At 56.8% G+C, this 19,161-nt stretch carries 18 protein-coding genes; all 18 read right to left on the minus strand.

The window, feature by feature from the left end; translation table 11 throughout:
- Nucleotides 1-10: 10 nt before the first annotated feature.
- The 18 genes from wecB to DTF_RS22395 all read right to left on the minus strand — a co-directional run bounded on the left by wecB (nucleotide 11) and on the right by DTF_RS22395 (nucleotide 19,161).
- Nucleotides 11-1,204 (minus strand): non-hydrolyzing UDP-N-acetylglucosamine 2-epimerase, encoded by a 1,194-nt coding sequence (gene wecB, locus DTF_RS22355; protein WP_081702843.1) that lies wholly within the window; start codon nucleotides 1,202-1,204, stop codon nucleotides 11-13.
- The gene (locus tag DTF_RS25315) at nucleotides 1,201-2,400 is read right to left on the minus strand and encodes a glycosyltransferase family 4 protein (RefSeq protein ID WP_027714733.1); all 1,200 of its coding nucleotides are present in this window, start codon (nucleotides 2,398-2,400) and stop codon (nucleotides 1,201-1,203) included. The genes wecB and DTF_RS25315 overlap by 4 nt, the downstream gene beginning before the upstream one ends.
- Before the next feature lie 2 nt (nucleotides 2,401-2,402).
- Nucleotides 2,403-3,416 carry a glycosyltransferase family A protein gene (locus DTF_RS22365; RefSeq protein WP_162148608.1) on the minus strand — a complete coding sequence of 338 codons (1,014 nt, stop codon included), beginning with the start codon at nucleotides 3,414-3,416 and terminating at the stop codon, nucleotides 2,403-2,405.
- A complete protein-coding gene (locus DTF_RS0106935) occupies nucleotides 3,406-4,350 on the minus strand; it encodes a bifunctional 2-polyprenyl-6-hydroxyphenol methylase/3-demethylubiquinol 3-O-methyltransferase UbiG (protein ID WP_027714734.1) in 945 nt (314 codons plus the stop codon). Before DTF_RS0106935 ends, DTF_RS22365 begins: the two co-directional genes overlap by 11 nt.
- Complete coding sequence (locus tag DTF_RS0106940) at nucleotides 4,343-5,482, minus strand: glycosyltransferase (protein WP_027714735.1); 1,140 nt, start codon at nucleotides 5,480-5,482, stop codon at nucleotides 4,343-4,345. Before DTF_RS0106940 ends, DTF_RS0106935 begins: the two co-directional genes overlap by 8 nt.
- Nucleotides 5,479-6,330 (minus strand): glycosyltransferase family 2 protein, encoded by an 852-nt coding sequence (locus DTF_RS22370; protein WP_051361074.1) that lies wholly within the window; start codon nucleotides 6,328-6,330, stop codon nucleotides 5,479-5,481. Before DTF_RS22370 ends, DTF_RS0106940 begins: the two co-directional genes overlap by 4 nt.
- Nucleotides 6,331-6,352: 22 nt before the next feature.
- Entirely contained in the window at nucleotides 6,353-7,537 is a 1,185-nt protein-coding gene (locus DTF_RS0106950; protein ID WP_081702846.1) for a glycosyltransferase family 4 protein, read from the minus strand.
- Nucleotides 7,534-8,760, minus strand: coding sequence for a glycosyltransferase family 4 protein (locus DTF_RS0106955; RefSeq protein ID WP_162148609.1), 1,227 nt, complete (start codon nucleotides 8,758-8,760; stop codon nucleotides 7,534-7,536). The genes DTF_RS0106950 and DTF_RS0106955 overlap by 4 nt, the downstream gene beginning before the upstream one ends.
- Before the next feature lie 286 nt (nucleotides 8,761-9,046).
- Nucleotides 9,047-10,846 carry an HAD-IIIC family phosphatase gene (locus DTF_RS25320; RefSeq protein ID WP_051361079.1) on the minus strand — a complete coding sequence of 600 codons (1,800 nt, stop codon included), beginning with the start codon at nucleotides 10,844-10,846 and terminating at the stop codon, nucleotides 9,047-9,049.
- Nucleotides 10,847-10,871: 25 nt separating this feature from the next.
- Nucleotides 10,872-11,579 (minus strand): cytidylyltransferase domain-containing protein, encoded by a 708-nt coding sequence (locus DTF_RS0106965; RefSeq protein WP_027714738.1) that lies wholly within the window; start codon nucleotides 11,577-11,579, stop codon nucleotides 10,872-10,874.
- A 33-nt stretch (nucleotides 11,580-11,612) separates the two neighbouring features.
- Entirely contained in the window at nucleotides 11,613-13,082 is a 1,470-nt protein-coding gene (locus DTF_RS22380) for an aminotransferase class I/II-fold pyridoxal phosphate-dependent enzyme (RefSeq protein ID WP_035056078.1), read from the minus strand.
- Between the two features lie 16 nt (nucleotides 13,083-13,098).
- Nucleotides 13,099-13,965, minus strand: coding sequence for a sugar phosphate isomerase/epimerase (locus tag DTF_RS0106975; protein WP_027714739.1), 867 nt, complete (start codon nucleotides 13,963-13,965; stop codon nucleotides 13,099-13,101).
- Nucleotides 13,962-14,426 (minus strand): GNAT family N-acetyltransferase, encoded by a 465-nt coding sequence (locus DTF_RS0106980; protein WP_027714740.1) that lies wholly within the window; start codon nucleotides 14,424-14,426, stop codon nucleotides 13,962-13,964. The genes DTF_RS0106975 and DTF_RS0106980 overlap by 4 nt, the downstream gene beginning before the upstream one ends.
- Complete coding sequence (gene neuB, locus DTF_RS22385; protein WP_051361082.1) at nucleotides 14,423-15,481, minus strand: N-acetylneuraminate synthase; 1,059 nt, start codon at nucleotides 15,479-15,481, stop codon at nucleotides 14,423-14,425. The genes DTF_RS0106980 and neuB overlap by 4 nt, the downstream gene beginning before the upstream one ends.
- Nucleotides 15,482-15,518: 37 nt before the next feature.
- Entirely contained in the window at nucleotides 15,519-16,772 is a 1,254-nt protein-coding gene (locus DTF_RS0106990) for an ABC transporter ATP-binding protein (protein ID WP_027714741.1), read from the minus strand.
- Nucleotides 16,773-16,775: 3 nt separating this feature from the next.
- On the minus strand, nucleotides 16,776-17,621 hold the full coding sequence (locus DTF_RS0106995) for an ABC transporter permease (protein WP_027714742.1): 846 nt from the start codon (nucleotides 17,619-17,621) through the stop codon (nucleotides 16,776-16,778).
- A complete protein-coding gene (locus DTF_RS22390; protein ID WP_035056166.1) occupies nucleotides 17,621-18,376 on the minus strand; it encodes a glycosyltransferase family A protein in 756 nt (251 codons plus the stop codon). The genes DTF_RS0106995 and DTF_RS22390 overlap by 1 nt, the downstream gene beginning before the upstream one ends.
- A complete protein-coding gene (locus tag DTF_RS22395; RefSeq protein WP_162148610.1) occupies nucleotides 18,364-19,161 on the minus strand; it encodes a glycosyltransferase family 2 protein in 798 nt (265 codons plus the stop codon). Before DTF_RS22395 ends, DTF_RS22390 begins: the two co-directional genes overlap by 13 nt.

The following is a 19,161-nucleotide window of genomic DNA, read 5'->3' on the forward strand; positions in this document are numbered from 1 at the left end:
GCCCAGCGTCTCATATTCGCTTAGATCCTTCAGGTCCAGCAATGTACGGTGCCAGGTCGCCAGTCGTCGTTCCATTGCCGGAGCTCAGCCCCTCCCCCGCTTCTGACGTCGTCATCCCGGCCAGTACATCGACGATGCGCCGGGCGGCGCAGCCGTCACCGTACGGGTTGGGAATGGCGCGGATCGCGCGCAAGGCCTGCGCATCGTGCAGAAGGCTCTCCACCTGCACGATGATGTTCGCGCGGTCGGTGCCGACCAAGCGGGCCGTCCCTGCCGCCACCCCTTCAGGGCGTTCGGTGGTTTCGCGCAGCACCAGTACCGGCACGCCGAGACTGGGCGCCTCCTCTTGGATTCCCCCTGAATCAGTCAGAATCAGCGTGCTGCGCCGCACGAGATGGACAAGTGTGACATAATCGACCGGGGGAAGCAATTTTACCCCCGGTCGCTCGTGGAGAATACTCTTTACCGTCTTCTGGACATTCGGGTTGAGGTGTACAGGATAGACGAACTGCAGATCAGGGTGACGGCGGGCCAGTTCCGCCACGGCATTGCAAATCTCCTCAAGCGGGTGGCCGAAGTTCTCGCGCCGGTGGGCGGTGATCAGGATCAGCCGCCGGTCCGCTTCGAGCAGTTCGTCAAAGCAGGGCGGGGGCGACTGCGCCAGAATGACGTGCAGGGCGTCGATCACCGGGTTGCCGGTGACGTGAATGCTCGTTGGTTCGATCCCCTCCCTGAGCAGGTTGTCGGCGGATTGCCAGGTCGGCGCGAAGTGCAGCGCGCTCAGGCGGGTGACCAACTGGCGGTTAATCTCTTCCGGAAAAGGGTTCTCGCAGTCCCAAGTCCTCAACCCCGCCTCAACATGGCCGACCCGGATGTGACGGTGCCGAGCTGCCAGTGCCGCCGCCAAGACCGAGGTCGTGTCGCCTTGGACCAGCACCAGATCGGGAGTGTTCTCCAGAAGTACCCGATCGAGGGCGTTCAGCACCGAGGCGGTCAGCGCGGAGAGCGACTGATCTGGCTGCATCAGGTCCAGGGCATTGTCCGGGACAATGTCGAACACTTGCAAGACCTGCTGCAGCATTTCCTGGTGTTGCCCGGTGGTGCAGACCCGGCAGGCAAAGCCGGGCCGGGATACAATCTCTTTGATCACTGGAGCCATCTTGATGGCCTCGGGGCGGGTACCGATGACGACGAGAATCTTCATTGTCCCCCCTCCCGTGTCCGCCCCTGGAGAAGTGCTCTGTACAGCTCCTCGTAGCGCAGGGCGATTCTCTCCCAGGTGAACCGCTCCCGCCAGGCGGCAAAGCCGGACTCGCCAAGACGTTGCCGGCGCGCTGGGTCGTACCACAAAGATTCGAGCTGCAAGGCCGAGCCGCTGATATCGGCACGTCGGAAACCGTCTTCATCAGGGCGCGTGGGGAGCAGCACGCCGCCCTGCGACCATTCGATGATCTCGGCGGCGTTGCCGACGTCGGTGGTCAGAAACGGCGTTCGCGCCGCCAACGCCTCAAACAAGACCACGGGCGAGCATTCAATCCGCGACGGGAAGAGCAGCAGATCCGCGGCCTTAAATGCGTTGATTGTCGCGGCCCGGTCCAGGACGCGAAGTTGAAGCCGTCGGTCGGTGATACGCCAGAGCGGGTTGAGCCGTGCGTGCCAACCCGACCTGCGGCACTCATCAATGCAGCCGGTTCCCGTGCCTTTGTCACTACCGACCAGCAGTAGCGTGGCATGGCGCAGGCGGCTTTTGCCGAAAATACCGATCGCCTCGGCGTGCCCCTTCAGCCCAGTGTGGGCACCGACATGCAGGATCAGGGCGTGTTCGCGAGGAATGCCAAGTTCGGTCCGGATATCCACCTGTGGTGCGGGCAGGAATTCGTCGGCGGCAGCGCCGTTTGGGATCAGCACCCGGTTGTCGATGTGGTGGCTACGGGCAAAATCGACGTCGTGGTAGCGGTCCGAGAGGAAGATGTTCATGTCATACTGCCGCAGCCAGTCAGGCATGGCGCGATAGTATTCGAGGTAACGCGCGTCGTGCAGGTAGGAGAAGCCGGTCGGTACGAAAACCTTGGGGACCGGGATTTTATCCAGCACCGGCAGCAGGGCGTCGGTGGCCCACTGCTGGGCTGCGAAATTGGTGACGATGTCGAAATCGCCGCCGATCACGAACTCACGATAGGTCGCGACCTCCCCCTGTAGGCCGCGCACGAGGCTGCCGGAGACGTTGAACTCGGCGATGGTGACACCATTGCGGGTCGTCCCTTCGCGGCTGGCGTGACGTCCTGTGGCGACTGTCACGGCATGGCCTAAACCCACCAAGCGTTCGGAAAGCTGGCGCACCACCTCAGGCATGCCCCCGACAGCAGGAGGGTAGGATTCGACAGTGTGCAGGATCTTCATTGTCAGAGTCCCTCACGGATCCGCCCAGGCTTGCGGAATACGGTATCGAACAGGCGCAGCAGGCGGCCCGGGCCATTGCCGTAGCAATACGTGTAGTGCAGGAAGCGGGCATTCTCCAGTCGCTGCATGGCCAACTCGGCTAGACGGGCATTAACCGCCTCGTCCGACCCGCGCAGCCGAGCGACAACAGCCTGCATCAGCACCGTCAGCTCCCGGATAGAGGGCATCACCGGCGGCCGGTGGCCACGGGCCAGTTGCGCCAACGCGGTTACGGCGGCGTCGTCCGCCGCCCGGTCTGCGGCCCAGGCCAGGTTCGCCCGATTGAGCATCTCCAACTGCGTGGTCAGGTCGCGCTTACGGCTCCGCGAAATGCTGGTCGGCACTTCCCGGTAATCGTGCAGCAGTTCCGGGAGATTGGCCAGACGGTAGTGAGGCATGATCCTCGACCAGAGTTCGTAGTCCTGAGGCTGCCGCTGTTCCACGGTGGCGTAGGGGCCGACCCGGTCGAAAACCTCGCGGCGGATCATCATCGAGCTGTGCACCAGCGGGTTATAGAAAAGCAGGTCGAATTTTATCAGGGCATCCTCAGGCGGAGGTCTTAAGCAGCGGGAGGTCAAGCGTTCCCCCTCGATGATCCGAGCCCAGGTGCCGACCATGCCACATTCCGGGTGCGTATCGAGGTAGGCGACCTGCCGGGCAAAACGCTCGGGTGCGGAGACGTCGTCGGCGTCCATGCGCGCTATGTAGTCGCCACCGACCAGTTCAAGTCCACGGTTGAGGGTTGCGGCCAACCCCCGGTTTGCATGGTGGTAGCAGCGCAGGCGCGGATCGGTGAAGCTTGCGATGATCGCGGGGGTGTCATCGGTCGATCCGTCATCGATGACAATCAGTTCAAAATCGTCGAAGGTCTGGGCAAGTAGGCTGTGCAGTGCAGCCGCCAGGTAGGGGGCGGCATTGTAACACGGCAGCAGCACGCTGACCCTAGGTCGCCGATCCTTTCGTTGGTCAAGCATCATCGGGGCCTCGTTCCCTGTCATCGGCGCCGTGTTGCGCGATGATCGCCATTTCAGCGCAGAGCGTCCGGGTGAAGAACGCCTTCAGCAGCAGCAAACGGTAGGTTTTATCGGACTGAAGACCCCGCATGGAGTGATAGGGGTTGCGCACCTGCCGGATATCGTCATAACCAGCTTGGAGCATGCGGTTCATCACCCGATAGCCATAGTAATGGAAGGCGGCATGCCGGATAATTCTAAAACCATATCGTTCCAGCAACTGCGCCAACCCTCTCATCGTATAAAGGACACGATGGCACGGCCGCCAGAAATTGATGTCGACGGCGGTCGCATCCAGCGTCACATTTCTGGCCGTGATCACTGGTAGACGGAGCACCAGTACGCCATTTGGGGAGAGCGTCGCTGCGAGATTGGTCAGGAAATGGTCGGGCCGGTCGAGATGCTCAAACAGGGCATTTGAATAGACCAGGTCGACCGGGCGGTCGAGTCGGGTTCCGCAGGCAACCCGCCCGGCATAGTCGGGATGCCGGCGCCGAAAGGCGTCGACCGCCGTGTCGGCGAGGTCGAGACCATAGAGATTGGCCCCGGCATCGAGCAGCCGTTTCAGTTCGGCGCCGCTACCGAAGCCGACCTCAACCGCGATGCCGGCGGCAAGAATGCGTTTTTCGATCTCCTCTAGCAGCGCCGTGAACCCTTCCCTCTCTCCGGCGGCGAACCAGCGGACGTAGCGAGCCTCGCAAGCGTGATAAAATTGTTGTCGCTGGAACAGCGGCCGGCGCCCGGTATCTCCGTGCAACGCGTTGAAATAGGCGCAGTTGTCGGACTCGGCGCCGGCGGCCGAAAAGTAGTTCGCACTGCCGCAGTTGCTGCAGAACAGGTAGCGGTCGAGACCCGTCTCCAGGGGGTGCCGGCAGGCCCGGCAGTGCTGGTCAGTCATCCCCGGACACCTCTCTACCGGTCCATTCCAGACTGAGAATGGCCGTGTAGATGCGATGGCACTCCGGGCCGCACTGCTGCCAGGCACGCTCCCGGTCGCGCTGCAGGGCCTGTTCGTGCAGCCCGGCCCAAGCAGCCTCTTCCATCTGCAAGGCAGTGGCGATGCTCCGATCAAGGCCGCGGGGGGTCCGATCAATATCGATCACGGCACCGGCCACCATGTCGATGGAGGCACCGTAGCGATATGCAATCACCGGTACGCCGTAGCTCATGGAGCAACGCAAGACTCCCGAGGTCAGGTACTCGTCGGCGTCATTGACCAAAAAGTCGGCGGCGGAGAGGATGTTTCTGATTGCATCGTTGTCGAGCATCCCGGTTAAGAAACGAATCTTCGCCGAAGTGCCGAGACTTCTGTAACTCTCGTCATGCATCCCCGCCACCACCAGGATGGCATTCTCCTGATCAAGGCGGTTGAACAGCTCGATGATCCTTTTCGGGTTCCGGTTCGGCCGGGCCGTACCGAGATAAACGAACAGTTTCGGCTCCAAAGGGATCTTTAGAAATGCTCGCGCCGCGGACCGTGCGACCGGTGGGCCGTGGAATTCCTTATAGTCGCCCAAGAAGGTGACGCCGAATAGCTTTTTGCCGTAGAACGCTTCAATGCACGGCAAACTGGAATACTCCTGAGTCAGGGCCGCCCGGCTCAAATTATAGATTTTTCGGCGAAAGTAGCTGTCGAGCCGCTTCAACAAAGTATTGCCGTGGTACTGGTGGGAAACCAGTTCATGAATCTGCACGACTACCGGAATACCTAACCTCTCGACCTTTCGCAGCCAAACATGAAGCCGCCATTTGATCAGCAGATAATCGAGCAGCAGCTTTTTGCGATCATAGAAGGCCAAGCCAAGAAATCGGGAGAGGATCGACTCCGGCCAGTGCAGGTGCAGAATCTTGATGTCCAGGTCCAGTAATCTTCGGCAATCGATGAGTTCGTCCAACGACAGACCGATGATTTCGTAGCCTTCACTGGCGATAGCATCGGCCCAACTGCGCAAGACCGGGTTATACTCCGCGGCCCATTTATCCTCATGATAAGGGTTTGGGAAAATCCCTATTTTCGGTTTGTTCTTCATTTCTCACACTTGAACCGACCCAGCAGGCGGGCAAGCATGCCCGGTCGGGTAAAAGCCCGGGATGTCTGCTGCGGGTCACTGAATTCAATGCTGTCGACCTGTGCACGGTTCTCAGCGGCAAAGCGGCCTAGTCCATGGACCTTCTGCCACCTGTCGATGAAGTTCCGGCCGTCCTCGTCGTCGAAGCGAAAGTTCTCCGCGCGTCCCTGCTTGTCGACATGCATGTAGTGCTCGATAAACGAGGTCGGCGATGGGATGATGGCGTAACCGGCCCGGTCGAGCTTAAAAGCCAAGTCGACGTCGCCATAATAGAAACGATAGAGCTCCTCCTCGGCATGGCCGACCTCAGCAAGAGCCTCGCGCAGGTAGAGTCCGTGATTGACATTGAGAACGCCATAGAACCGGAACACGGAGTACTTCTGCTGTTCTGGCCAATTGCGCCAGTAGAAGGCCACACCTCCGAGCTTTCGTCCAGATCGACGCTCGCTCTCGGCAAGTTCATAGCCGTTGCGAATCGCCCCCGGGACCACCATGCAGTCGTCACTCAGCATGCATACGTAGCGCCCCTGGGCCGCCTTGAAGGCGAGATTCATAAAGTAGCCCCAGGAGCGGCGGACAATCGGTCGCCCCCGCCACTCGCCGTGGTTGTGCTGGGAGATGGTGACAATGTCCTTCTGCCGGATGAGCCACTGCAGCGAACCATCTACCGAGCCGCCATCGACAACAATGATCTCAGCGGCCAAGCCGCCGCGCGTCAATTCCCGCCGGACGCTCTCGATAGCGGCAACCAGGAATGGTCTGCGGTTGAACGAACCGATGACGATGGAAAGTTCGGGGCTCACGCCCATACGGCACACACTTTCCAGGTCCTCATGAGGAGGCCCTCCGCTGCAACAGGTTGAGCAAGACATTGTGTATGCGTTCGGCATAATCCTCAATGCAAAAACGGGACCGGGCGACGTCCCAGCCGTTCTTACCCAACTGCTCGGCCCACTCCGGTTGTTCCAGAAGCCGCCTCATGCAGCTGGCAAGTTCGGCAGGACCGCCACGATAGAGCAAACCGGTCCTCTCGTGTTCAATGATTTCGGAAGTTCCGGCCTGGTCATAGCCGATCACCGGCAAACAGGCCGACATCGCCTCGGCCGTCACCCTTCCCATTGCTTCATACCTGGAGCACATGAGGAGTGCATCAGCTTGTCGGTAAACCTGGTAAGGGTCACTGACGTAGCCGAGGAAGCTAACCTTATCCCCGATGCCCAGTTCATTGGCCAGGCGGATCAGCGGCTCCATCTCTCCTTCGCCGGCAATCGACAGACGCGCCTGCGGAAAATCATGTTTGAGCAGCGCCAGGGCACGAACTGCAGTCTCCTGTCCCTTGGCGGCGCATAGCTTGCCGATCATGGCGAAGGAATATTGCCCTGTTGACGAAGGCTTCGCTCGGCACTCTTTGTACAAAATATCAAACCCGTCCCTGCTTAGCACTCCATTATAGATGAGGTGCATGTGGGACCACTCTGCTCCACCGGTGTAGTAATGTGCCATGGCCTTACTGATCGCAACGAGTGCATCCGCGCGACGAATGACCGCCTGCGTCCACCACTTGCCAAAATCATATTGAAAACCGTAATGCAAATCACAAAATTCACGAAGGTGCCACACATGCCGGCACTTGAGTTGTGAGGCGAGCATAGCACCCAGTGGCGTAACCGAACTGTTTGTATAAACCAGATCAATCTGCCAGTTTTTCAACTGATGAACAAGCCTTGGCAGTAAATTTCGATTTTTATACAATTTTTGAATTGACGCGCGAAATAACTTAAATTTCCGGCCAATCCCACTGAAGACGGCAATTCCAGGCAACGAAACCCAGCACTCCATGGGTGCAATAACACAAGGGATTTCACGCTTTGCCAACTCCTCGGTTATCGGACCATGACATGGGGCAATGACATGACAAGCGACTCCTAATGGCGTCAGTCCATCTATCAAGTCGAGCAGGGAGCGGTTGGCACCGTAAAGAGTATGATAGTGGGTTACAAAACAGACGCGCATCATGCTGTCCCCCGCCTGTCCCGCACCGCCGCCAGCAGAGTCCGTAGCGCGGCATCACCGGCCGATGCCGGTGCAAAGGTTGTCTCGACAGTGTCCCGACAGCGCTGTGCAGCGACCGCCGCCAAAGCATTGATTCCCGCCAGCAGCGCGCCTTCGTTTTCGGCATGGAAAACAACCCCCTGTTCGATCAGGGACCGGAATGCCCGCCGCCCCTCCTTGCTTACCGTTACGGTCGGCACACCAAAACCGAGCGCTTCCAAGCAACAGGTCGAATGGCCGGTCACATGCACATCGGCAAATCGAAGAAGGGTATAGAGGGCGCATTCATTCGCCAATCCGAACTCGGCCCGCCCCCCTCCTTCCTTCCTATACAGGATACGAAGTGCGGCTTTTTCGGCTTCATCACTACCCCGGTGAAAACGTACCAGCCATCGCCATTCAGGGGGGCTGAAAGCCATCGCCGCAATGATCGGGGCGTGGAAATCGGTATTCTTCTGCAGAGTGACAAGGATTATTCGAGAATCATTGGCAAAGTGGCGGCGAGCCTCCTTGAACTCCTTGGAGAGAAATGGCATTTCTCCGGCGCGGCAGAGATTGAACCACTGGAAGCCTCCAGCCAGAGTGGCGCTATGTCGCTCAAACGCCGGGTTGGCACGGTGCAAGCGCTCGGCCTGGTTTTCGCCCCAACACCAGAAAAAATCCGGGACCAATTCGAATCCGCCCGCTGGAGCCCGATCCCAGCCGACATAGGCGATATGACTTTCGTCCTGGAGGCCATGCTGATAGTCAATGGCGGGAATGCCACAGCGCCGGGCGGCCAAGGTCGCTGCCATGGCAATAGGGTCATACCAGCAGACGTTGACCAGCAGTCTTGCACCGGCCCGGCGAAGCCATTGCTCAAACAACAAGCTGCGTTGCTGCAGGTGGAGAATCTGTTGTTCCAGAGAAGGCCAGTCGAGCGGTTCATTGCAGAGACATCCGGTCAGTTCCTGATAATCTCCAAACCAAACCGGCTGCTGCAGCGGCCCGCGCGCAGCCGTCGAAGACATCAGGGTACCGAGAATCGGGGATATCCGGGCCGAAGACGAACAGCGTGGGACCGACGTGCCCCCATGCTCCCATACAATAGTGTTCATATCGTGGCGCCGCAGTAGTTCACGAAGCGGGTCGCTGAACACATCATAGTAACAGCGGTCGGTGCGAATCCGGTAACCGGATGAAGTCAATATGACGGCATCCGCCAGGGCATCGGCCCCCCCCTCCTGGAAACGATCGAAATACTGTCTGATCCTGGTCGCAATCGGCGGCGCGGGAGTTGGTGAAGATACAGGCCCCCTATCCATCCCCGCAGGGAAGGGGGTCTGCAACGCTCGGTATGCCGCCAGAATTCGCATCAGGGGCCACGCATGCCATCCGAAAGCCTTGTACGTGTCAACGGCATGTGCTCTTTCATATTTGGTCAATATATATAAAATTTCTGCTCGCTGCAAACGAATCCCCTGTTCGAAATATTTACCCAGATCGACGCCCTAATCCTAAGCTTCTGATTATTTTAGACACCTGACTTTCCTCGACAACACTGCAATCCATCAGTATGGCAATAAGCTCATCGGCAATATCGAGATATCTTTCACGATTATAATGGCGGATATTATCTGTTACATCTTGGCAGAATCTGACATGTTTACGAACATCACACAATTTTGTATTTTCTTCGTGCGTTTTCACAAAATTGTCAACAACCTGATTAAGTGCATGGTGATGTTGCCAACGATTCGTCTCAAAATCATGCATGATTTTAACTTCAGAGGCATTTAATATTATAAGTTGACGATCTTGAGGAATCCTTCTTCTCATCCATTCTAGATTTTCGCTCAATTCCTGGGCCGACATTCCTCCCATGAAAACGAAATTCTCCGCAAACCAATAGAAAAAGTTCTCATCTATCCCCTTATCTTCATACTTCTGCAGATAACGCATCCAATGGGTGGATTGCGTGATATCGATAAGAAAATCGCCGAACGGCACAATCAGACTGGTATTCTGGTATCGATACAACCCTTGGGTATAATCCATTAATATGCTGTAAACTCGTATTCCCCAACGGCGTTGAAAAAAATTTGTCCTATAAGCATTACGGTTGAGGAAAGGCAGTCTGTCAATAACCTCAGCGAAACATTCAAGTGTCCCAGAATTGCAACGTTTTAGAATTTCAGTATGCTCCGTATGAATGGGAAAACCTGTTTCGGAGGGATAATTGTATTCCGTTTCTATTCGGAATGAATCAGTCAGATAAGTTGATAATTGCTCTAGGTCGCATCCCCCTTTGATGAGTATTCTATGCTTTGGGAAACTGCGACGTGTCTTAACAGAGGGTGATATTTCAGCAACTTCCCGGATCCAGTCTGGGGGCATTTTATTTTCAAGGGACGAGGCGACTTCTCCTTGAATGCTGATATGAGGTTTTCCAAGTTTGTGATAGATCCAATCTTCTATTCCCATATTCATGACGCGACAGGAGAATAAAAAATGCTGTAACTGACCCCCTTGTAAAGAATAAAAACCACAAACGCCATAATCACCATACCGATCAACGACATGAAGATATCTTGTTTCAATATTTATGTCGTTAAACAAACTCAATAAATTTTCTTCATCAAGCCTAACCTTGGTAAAGTTCAATTGATTGGTGCGGTTGATCAACTCCAGAATCCTGTCCTTTTCGGATAAGCAATTTTCTTTGATAGTCACCTTAATATCACATTGTCGAAGAAAATCGGCATTGCTATTGACAGCCAGATTTTTGTCTGATTGTTTAGTTTCAAGTATCTTATAATGGTGAAGTCTAGAAAGATCAGGATCATATTTGCCTTGAAATGAGGTAAGGCCAAGCATTCCATCAATATTCAAGGGAGAAGCGACTTGAATACCGGGTACATAGAATTTTGCATCCTCCAGATTCAAAGGATTGTCATCGATAAATAAAACATTCTCTGGACGGAGTTGTATTTCTTTGATCAATTTTTCAATTACTGGTCCCTTCGGCTCCCAATTGATAAGGGGGAAGATGAAGTACGGCCAAATTTCGGCATCCTCCAGAACAGCCTTTGCATTTTCAAAAATGTTTTTTGAACAGATTGAATTGACTATCCCACGCTTCGACAATTCGATAACAAGATCATGGTTGGCTTGAACATATTCAATTGGCCCCTCGGCTAGAGTTCCCTTCCAAAAGGTATCGTCCAGATCCCATATGACCAGTCTTACCTCTTCAGAAGTGCTTAGATTGCCTAGTGCGCGTTCCAAATCCATGTCCTCATGATGAAAATTATTGGCCTCACTCAATAGAAAGACCCAGGACCTGGTAACGCAAGATTGCTTCGCAAACCAGGAAATCGAGTTCCGTATCGACATCCACCGACCGTGTGACCGGCATCACATAACCCTCGGTATGGCTGGCCAGGAAGCTCTCGCTCTCTATCAGCCAGGGAATCGAGGCGACGTAAACGGCCCCGTTAAGGGCGTAGGCTTTCGGCAGAGTCTGCCGGCATTCGAAACCCTCCGGACGCGGCAGCAGCGGCTCCAGTCGGCCCGCGATATCGAGGCCGTACATCCAGTAGGGGCTTTGGACCGCCTCCACCACCGATACACAGGCGGGCACATCGGAACGGGTACAGCGCTCGATGCAGGCGTCGATGTCGTCGGCGCTCCGTAGCGGCGATGTCGGCTGCAGTTTGACGACCAGGTCGTATCCCGGCAGGCGGGCGAGTGTATGTAGAATCGGCAAAATTCCCGGAGTTTCATCCCGGGACAATTCGGCCGGGCGCACGAATGGCACCTCGCAGTCCCATGCCCGGGCGATTCGAATGATCTCCGCGTCCTCCGAAGAAAGCACCAGACGGTCGATATACCGCGACTGGCGGGCCGTCTCAATGGTCCAGGCAAGCAGCGGCTTTTCGCCGAGTGGACGAATGTTTTTGCCGAGGAGCCCTTTGCTGCCGCCCCTGGCGGGGATGATAGCGAGAACTTTAAGGCCGTTGATCATGCGCTTACCTTCTCCTCAAATTGCATAAGCCTCTCAGCCCCGCTCATGGTGCCGGAAAACTGTGGAACTATCCAAAATAGAGCGGACTGCCTTGCAGACCCGATCGACATCGTCTAGGCTGATGTTGTTGGACGTCGGCAGACTCATGCCGCTTGCCGCCAGCCAAGTGGAATTAGGGCAATTCACCGCCGCGCCGTCGGCATACGGCGGCTGCTGATGCACCGGATGGAAGAACGGCCGGGTATCGATGCCATAGACGGCGAGCTGGGACATTAGACTGTCGCGATCAATGCCGGAGGCCGTCTCGTCGACAAGTATCGAGTAGAGCCAGAAGATGTTCCGGCCCCAGGCTTCCCGAGGCGGCAGGACGATCCCCGGCAGGCCGCCCAACTGCATGTCGTAGCGTTTGATCACCTTGTCTCGGTAGGCTAGGAATTTTTCGATCCGCTCCATCTGGGCCAGGCCGATGGCCGCCTGAATATTGGTGAGCCGGTAGTTGAAGCCAGCCTGCAGATGCCAGTAGCGCCTCTCCCGCGACATGCCGTGGTCACGCAGCAGCATCATCCGATGGTGAAGTTCCGGATTCCGCGTGACGACCATTCCACCCTCACCGGTAGTGATCACCTTATTTGCAAAGAAGCTGAAGGTCCCGATATCGCCGAAGGTACCGACTTTTCGCCCCTTGTATTCGGCGCCCAAAGCCTCTGCGCAATCCTCGATGACATAAAGGTCGTGCTTTCGAGCAATCTCAAGGAGCGGGTCCATGTCGCAGGGGTGGCCATAGAGATGAACTGGAAGGATTGCCCGGGTCCGGCTGGTGATAGCCGCCTCGACAGCAGATGGATCGATAGTCCATGTTCGACGATCAACATCCACTAGTACCGGCTTAGCCCCCGTGTGAAGAATCATACTGGCCGGAGCGACGAAGGTCAGATCGGGGACGATCACCTCATCGCCAGAACCGATGCCGAGAGCCACCAGGGCCAGGTGGATGGCAACGGTACCATTGCTGACGCAGAGGGCATGACAGCCACCGAGATAGCTCCGGAACGCCTGCTGGAAGTCCTCAACATACTGCCCCTGCGAGGAGATCCAGTTGCTGGTCAGGCAATCGACCACGTATTCCAGTTCCTTCCCCTGCAGATCCGGTTCCATGATCGGAAGCCGATACAGGTCGGCCCAGTGCAGGATTTCGACCAGCTGCCCCTGTGCATCGATTACCGGAAGGGTCCGAATCCGCTCGTTCAGCAGTTTGAGGTTGGCCTGGTTCCCCGTAGCGACCGAGCCTGAGACGAAATCCCGGTTCATGTAGCGTTCGACCGGGTCGGTCAGACTGGCACCGCCCAGCAGGGCGCGGCGGATGTCGCCGTCGGTCAGAATGCCGACCAAGGTATTACCCCCAAGGACGAAGACGACCCCATGGGCCGTCAGGTCGATGGATGCCATTGCATCACGGATGGTTGCGCCGACCTTGATAATTGTTTTGCTGAGATCCCGCGTCATAAACGTGTATGCACCATCAAACAAGAAAGGGCTCGAGTTGACCTGCCAGCAGTTGCAACCGCGACAGGGGCTGTGATGTCACTTCAATGACCATTGTTCGGCCCCGGCATCCAGCCAGATAAGGAAAGAACCAGGCCGAGGCGTCGAACGGCAGGTTGGTGTCGGACTTTCCATCGTTGTCGCTCAGGTGGAGCGCCTCGATCCAAGGACCGAGCCGCTCGAAATAGCTTTCCGGGCTGATGCCGAAGGTCCGCGCAGAGACCTTGGCATGGCCGACATCGAGTAGAAGCCGCACCTGCGAATGATCAATGTCTTGAAAAAACCGTTCAAGTTCGTCGACCTCGGCCAGCAGCAGGGGACAGGTGCCAAAGGAATCGAGATTGTTCAACGCAGCCACATTGTTTTCAATCAGCAGCATCAGACCCTGCCTTCGGGCATATTCTGCTAGATCACGGACGGTTGCGACGAAGGTCTGGTAAGCCGCATCTCGATCGAAAAACGCCGCCGGACCCAACTGCCTCTGCCGGGCGGGACGTCCCAGATCATCGGGGGCCATGTGCATGGCGAAGCCGGCATGAACGCTGTAGAACGGCGCCCCAAGCTCGCGACAGAGGTCAATGGCTGTCCGGCAGAGTTGAACGCTGCGAGTGTGGATCACAGCATCAACAGAAGCCAGATTGAGCACGAAGGGCTCGACAGTCGGAGGAAAATAGTTGTGGACCAGAAATCGCCTGTCGCCGGCCGCCTGCAAGAGGGCGAAAGGATCCTCTATAGGATCGAGGCCCGAAGAGAGCTCCAGACCGATGCGGCCGATCTTCGTGGTCAGGACCTTGCGCAAGTCGCGGGTTGGGAACGCAGCCGTCGACAGATAACAAGCCATCATTCAGCCCAGCGCAGTTCCATGACAAGGTGACCGGTGTTCAGGCAGATGCCGATATCCTTGAAGCCGGCCTTCTCATATGAGCGCCGTGCAAAACGGTTGTCCGGGTGCACTTTCAGCATCAGAGCCGCGACCCCATTAAGCTGGCACCAGCTGATGGCATAATTGATCGCCAGCCGCGACAGACCACGGTCGGCGTATGTCTGGCCGATATAGACCCCGAAGGAGGGCCGGTGATACCCTTCATCGAACCCCCGCAGCATGAAAAAAGCGGCAAGATTTCGATCGAACCAGACCCCCCAGTAACGGTCCTTACGGGCTTCGGCCAGCCGACGGGCAAGACTGTCCGCGGAAGTTTCGAACGGGAGGAAATAGCCGCTGTAGCCGACATCGCCGGAGGTCATCAAAGCCGAGAGTGTTTCGGCATCCTCCAGACCGAGCGGGCGGATTTGCAGATCCTTCATGAGCGCCCCCCGCACATGCTCCAGTCGAGCTGAGTATCCGCTTCGATATCGCAGACGGCAACCCGGCCGAGCAGTTCACCGGCCAGCATCGGCGGGATCCCGGTGGCCGGCCGTTTGCAGGCCAGCATATCGGCGGTAAAGACCTCGCCCGCGCGAATGCGACGCACAGCGACCAAACTGCGGCGCATATTGCGGGCATTTTCCGCCTCGGCGGGGCACGGTTCCTTGCGTCCAGAGCCTAGGGCTTGGCTGGCCTCCCGAATGGCTGATATCAGCCTCAGCAGTTCGTCCGGAGTGGCAGAGGCGGCATGGTCCGGTCCGGGCATGGTCTTATCGAGGGTTAAATGCTTCTCGAACACTCGGGCACCGAGGCCTACGGCGACCAGGCAGGCCGTGTCCGAGCAGGTATGATCGGAATAGCCCATGACCGTGCCGAAGGCCGCAGCCATTGTCGGAATAGCACGGAGGTTGGCATCTTCGAGCCGCGAGGGATAATTGGTCGTGCACTGCAACAGCACCAGGCGATCATTACCGGCCGCGCGGAGGGTACGCACCGCCGCATCGACTTCGGCCAAGGTCGCCATCCCGGTCGAGAGAAGGATCGGCTTGCCGGTCCGGGCCACCGCGCTTAAGAAATCAGGCTCGACTATCTGCCCCGAGGCGACCTTGAACGCCGACACTCCCAGATCTTCGAGCAGTTCAATGTCCCGCAGGCTGTAGGGAGTTGAAAGGAACTCTATACCGAGACGGTCGCAGCAGGCTTTTAACTCGCGATGGTTGGCCAAATCCAGCTCCAGCTTCTGCAGCATCGCCAATTGGCTCTCGGCCATGTCCGTGACCACCAGTTGGTAGCGAGCCTTCGGCGCTCCGGCGGTCGCCACCTCGGCTGCGCGGAAGGTCTGAAACTTGACCGCATCGGCTCCCGCAGCGTGTGCAGCCTCGATGAGCCGCAGGGCCAGATTGAGGTCGCCGTTGTGGTTGACCCCCGCTTCTGCAATCACCAGGGCCTCTGCAGCCCCGCTTCCGGATTGTTCAAAAAGCTTGTTCCAGATCATGTGCTGTCCTATTGATGCAATTAGGCATGCCCGGTGGTCAACCCTCACTACGCCAGATCAGTGGCTGATAAATAGTGCCGGAGCGGCTCTGCCGGATTCCATCAGTGTCCACCACCTTGAACGATACTGCATGCTCCCGGACATTGATGGTGCCGAGCGGCGGCCGGGCTACCGAGGCTGAAATCGTGTAGCTTCCAGGGGTTAGCAACGGCGCAGGGAAGACAACTTCGAGGCTGGTGGTCCCCTTCCCTTCCAGGCTGACCGAATCCTTACTGTCGCGGTTGTCCGAGAGCATGACGATCTCGCCAAGGTGGTTCTTGAGCAGCAGAACGGCGTAGCCGCCCGGGAGGGGCTCCCGGCACCGATAGACCAGGTGAACTGCGAATGGTTCATGCACCTGAAGCGGCCGGTCAAGGGGACGGCCGTCTGCATGGGTCAGGCGGACCGACAGTACCTGGTGGGGGTTGGCGGGATCGTCTGGGAAGTCCGCGCTGGCATGTTCCTCGCCCCCCCCCTGCTGCAGGTAGCGGAAGGTGATGTTCTCCGTAGGGCCATGGTCGACGATCCGGCCGTCACACAGCAGGATGGCCCGCTGGCAGAGCCGGTTGACTGCGTTCATGTTGTGACTGACAAACAGCACTGTGCGCCCTGCCCGACCGACCTCAGCCATCTTGCCCAGGCACTTCTTCTGGAATTCAGCATCCCCGACGGCGAGCACCTCGTCGACAATCAGGATCTCCGGTTCGAGATGAGCCGCGACCGCGAACGCCAGGCGTACATACATCCCAGACGAATAGCGTTTCACCGGAGTATCGATGAACTTCTCCACTCCGGAGAAGGCCAAAATCTCATCAAAGCATCGGACGATTTCGGCCTTGGTCATCCCCAGCACCGCACCGTTGAGAAAGACATTCTCGCGACCGGTCAATTCGGGATGAAAACCCGTTCCCACTTCGAGCAGGCTGGCCACTCTTCCCTTGAGCCTGATTCGGCCGCTGGTTGGATCGGTAATCCGTGATAAAATCTTCAACAGAGTCGATTTTCCGGCACCATTGCAGCCAATGATACCGAGGGTTTCGCCGCGCTGAACGTCGAAGCTGATATTGTCGAGGGCCAGAAAGGTCCCGATGGGACTAGATTTGTTTTCGCTTCCCAGCTTGGTGTGCGGGTCATCCTTGCCGCGCAGGCGGGCCCACCAACTCTCCAAGTCATGCCGGAGGGTGCCGTGATTGATGACCCCCAGCCGGTAGGCCTTGGTCAGATGTTCCACGCGGATGACCGGATCACTCATGGCTCAGACCATATCGACGAAGGTCCGCTCGACGCGGGTGAAGACTTTGATGGCGACAAAAAACAGGATGATCGTCTCGAGCAGGCTGAATGCCATTCTGGTGAAATCGACCGGGCCGGTGTCCCAGAAGGCATGCCGAAAGAACTCGACGATGAAGACCATCGGGTTGATCGCGTAGAGCCATTGCCAGTTCTCCGGAACCAGACTTACGGGATAGATGATTGGAGTTGCGTACATCCAGAGCTGCACGGCGAATCCGGTAAGGAAGGTCAGATCCCGGTATTTGATGGTCAGGGACGAAACAAGAATGCCGACCGAAAAGCTCAGGGCGGCCACTTGCATCAAAAGCAGCGGCAACAGCAGGGTCGCCGCCGTCAGACGGATCGGCATCCCTTCGAGCCAAAAATAGCAGCAGAACAGTGCAAATAAAATAAATTGCAGCAGAAAGGTGGCGCTATGGACGATTAATGCCGCCGCCGACACAGCCAGTCGAGGAAAATAAACCTTCTTGAAAATGCCCGCATTGGCAATGAACATCTCCGAATTCTTGGTAAGACTGGAGGCAAAAAAGTTCCAGATGGTCACCCCGGACAAATAAAAAAGGACCTTTGGGACACTGCCGGTCGAAATGCCAATGATATTGCCAAAGACGATCGTAAAAATCAGAGTGGTCATCAACGGCTGCAACAAAAACCAGAATGGCCCGAGAATAGTCTGTTTATAGACCGCTACAAAATCCCGCCGAACCAATAGCATGATCAGATCGCGATATCTCCAGAGTTCCCGCAGGCCCAGTGAGAATACTCGTCTGCGTACAGGGATTTCAATCGTCCATTCCTGCTGCTGCATTACTCTACCTTTATCGAACCGGGGCGCCGCCGCTCCCCGGCGCGCAATATCTTCACGATATCTATGACATGCCGCCAATAAAGCTTCCGATGCCGGGAAAGCATCTTTAGTAACAGCCGAGATTTGGCCATCGGGCTCAAGGAACGTTCACGCGAATCACGGCGAATACGATAGTAAAATTGTACGCCGGGCAGCTTCACGACCTCGCGACCGAGTCCCAGCAGACGGTTCCAGAAATCCCAGTCTTCCCAGCCAGCTTGCATGCCTTCCGCGTAGCCGCCGACTGCCTGCCAATCGGCACGACGGAACAGGGCGGCCGAAAATATCAGATTGTCGAGGAGCTGATGCGACAGGGAAAATTCCGGGAGCATCCAATGTCCATTCAACTCCCCTAACAGCTCCGCACCGCAATAGACGATTCCGACCTCGGCCTGTTCATCAAGGATTTCGAGAGCCTGCCGCAGGTAATTCGGACCGATCCGGTCGTCGGCATCGAGGGGCAGTACATATTCACCGTAGGCTTGGGCGATACCGAAGTTGCGTGCCGCGGACACCCCTCGGTTAGGTGTGTGGATAACACGGGTCCGGGGCCATTCCCCCTCCTGAAGAATCCGTTGGGTTTCCGCATCGGTCGATCCGTCATTTACCACAATGATTTCAAAGTCAGCAAAAGTTTGGGCCAGAACCGACCTGATCGCCTGATCCAGATAGAGTCCCAGATTGTAGCAAGGGATGACTACACTCACCTTGGGCATGATCGTCTCTCAAGCGAACCCGCCTTCAGCAGGCCGTGAACAAAGGCTCGATTGAGAACCCGCTTGACTAGACACGCCAGGTAATGCGGAAAAGCTACTTGCCCCATTGCACGCAAATAATGGCGTCGAATGGCATACTCCTCAACAAGGGCGGCATCCGAATAGTGGATCGAGCAACTCCCACTATGCACCCGAAAGCAGGCCAGGGAACGATCCAGCAGAACCGGTGCCGATAAAGATCCAATACGTAGCCAGAGATCATAGTCCATCGCCAGTTTCAAATTCGGATCGAATTGATTTTGGCGTAGGATGTCCGTTCGGACGAAGGTGGCGGGGTGAAAGAGCTGGTTCGACCGAAGCAGGCGATTATAGTTGTAGGTCCGCACCGGGAAACTTCGAAAGCAATACCCCTGGGCGTTGATAAAATCGATGCCGCCGGTCAGCCAGATTGCGCCCGGGCTGCCTTCAAAACCTGCCACAACGGATGTGATGACATCTGCGGTAGGATAACAATCGTCACTATGAAGAAAACCGACAACATCACCCGACGCCAGGCTAATCCCCTTGTTCATCGCATCTGCGATCCCCTGATCGGATCCGGATGTCCATGAAATCCTCTGGTCGCGACCGGCTGCCTGCTCAATCGTGGCGAGGCTACCGTCCGTTGAACCCCCATCGATGATAATATGCTCGAGTTCAGGGTAATCCTGCCGCAGCACGCTGTCGATAGCCTGAGCGAGGAAACGATTACCATTGAGATTAACTGTAACGATGGTGATCTTCAT

Origin of the sequence: Desulfuromonas sp. TF, from assembly GCF_000472285.1 — a bacterium.
Lineage (GTDB): Bacteria > Desulfobacterota > Desulfuromonadia > Desulfuromonadales > ATBO01 > ATBO01.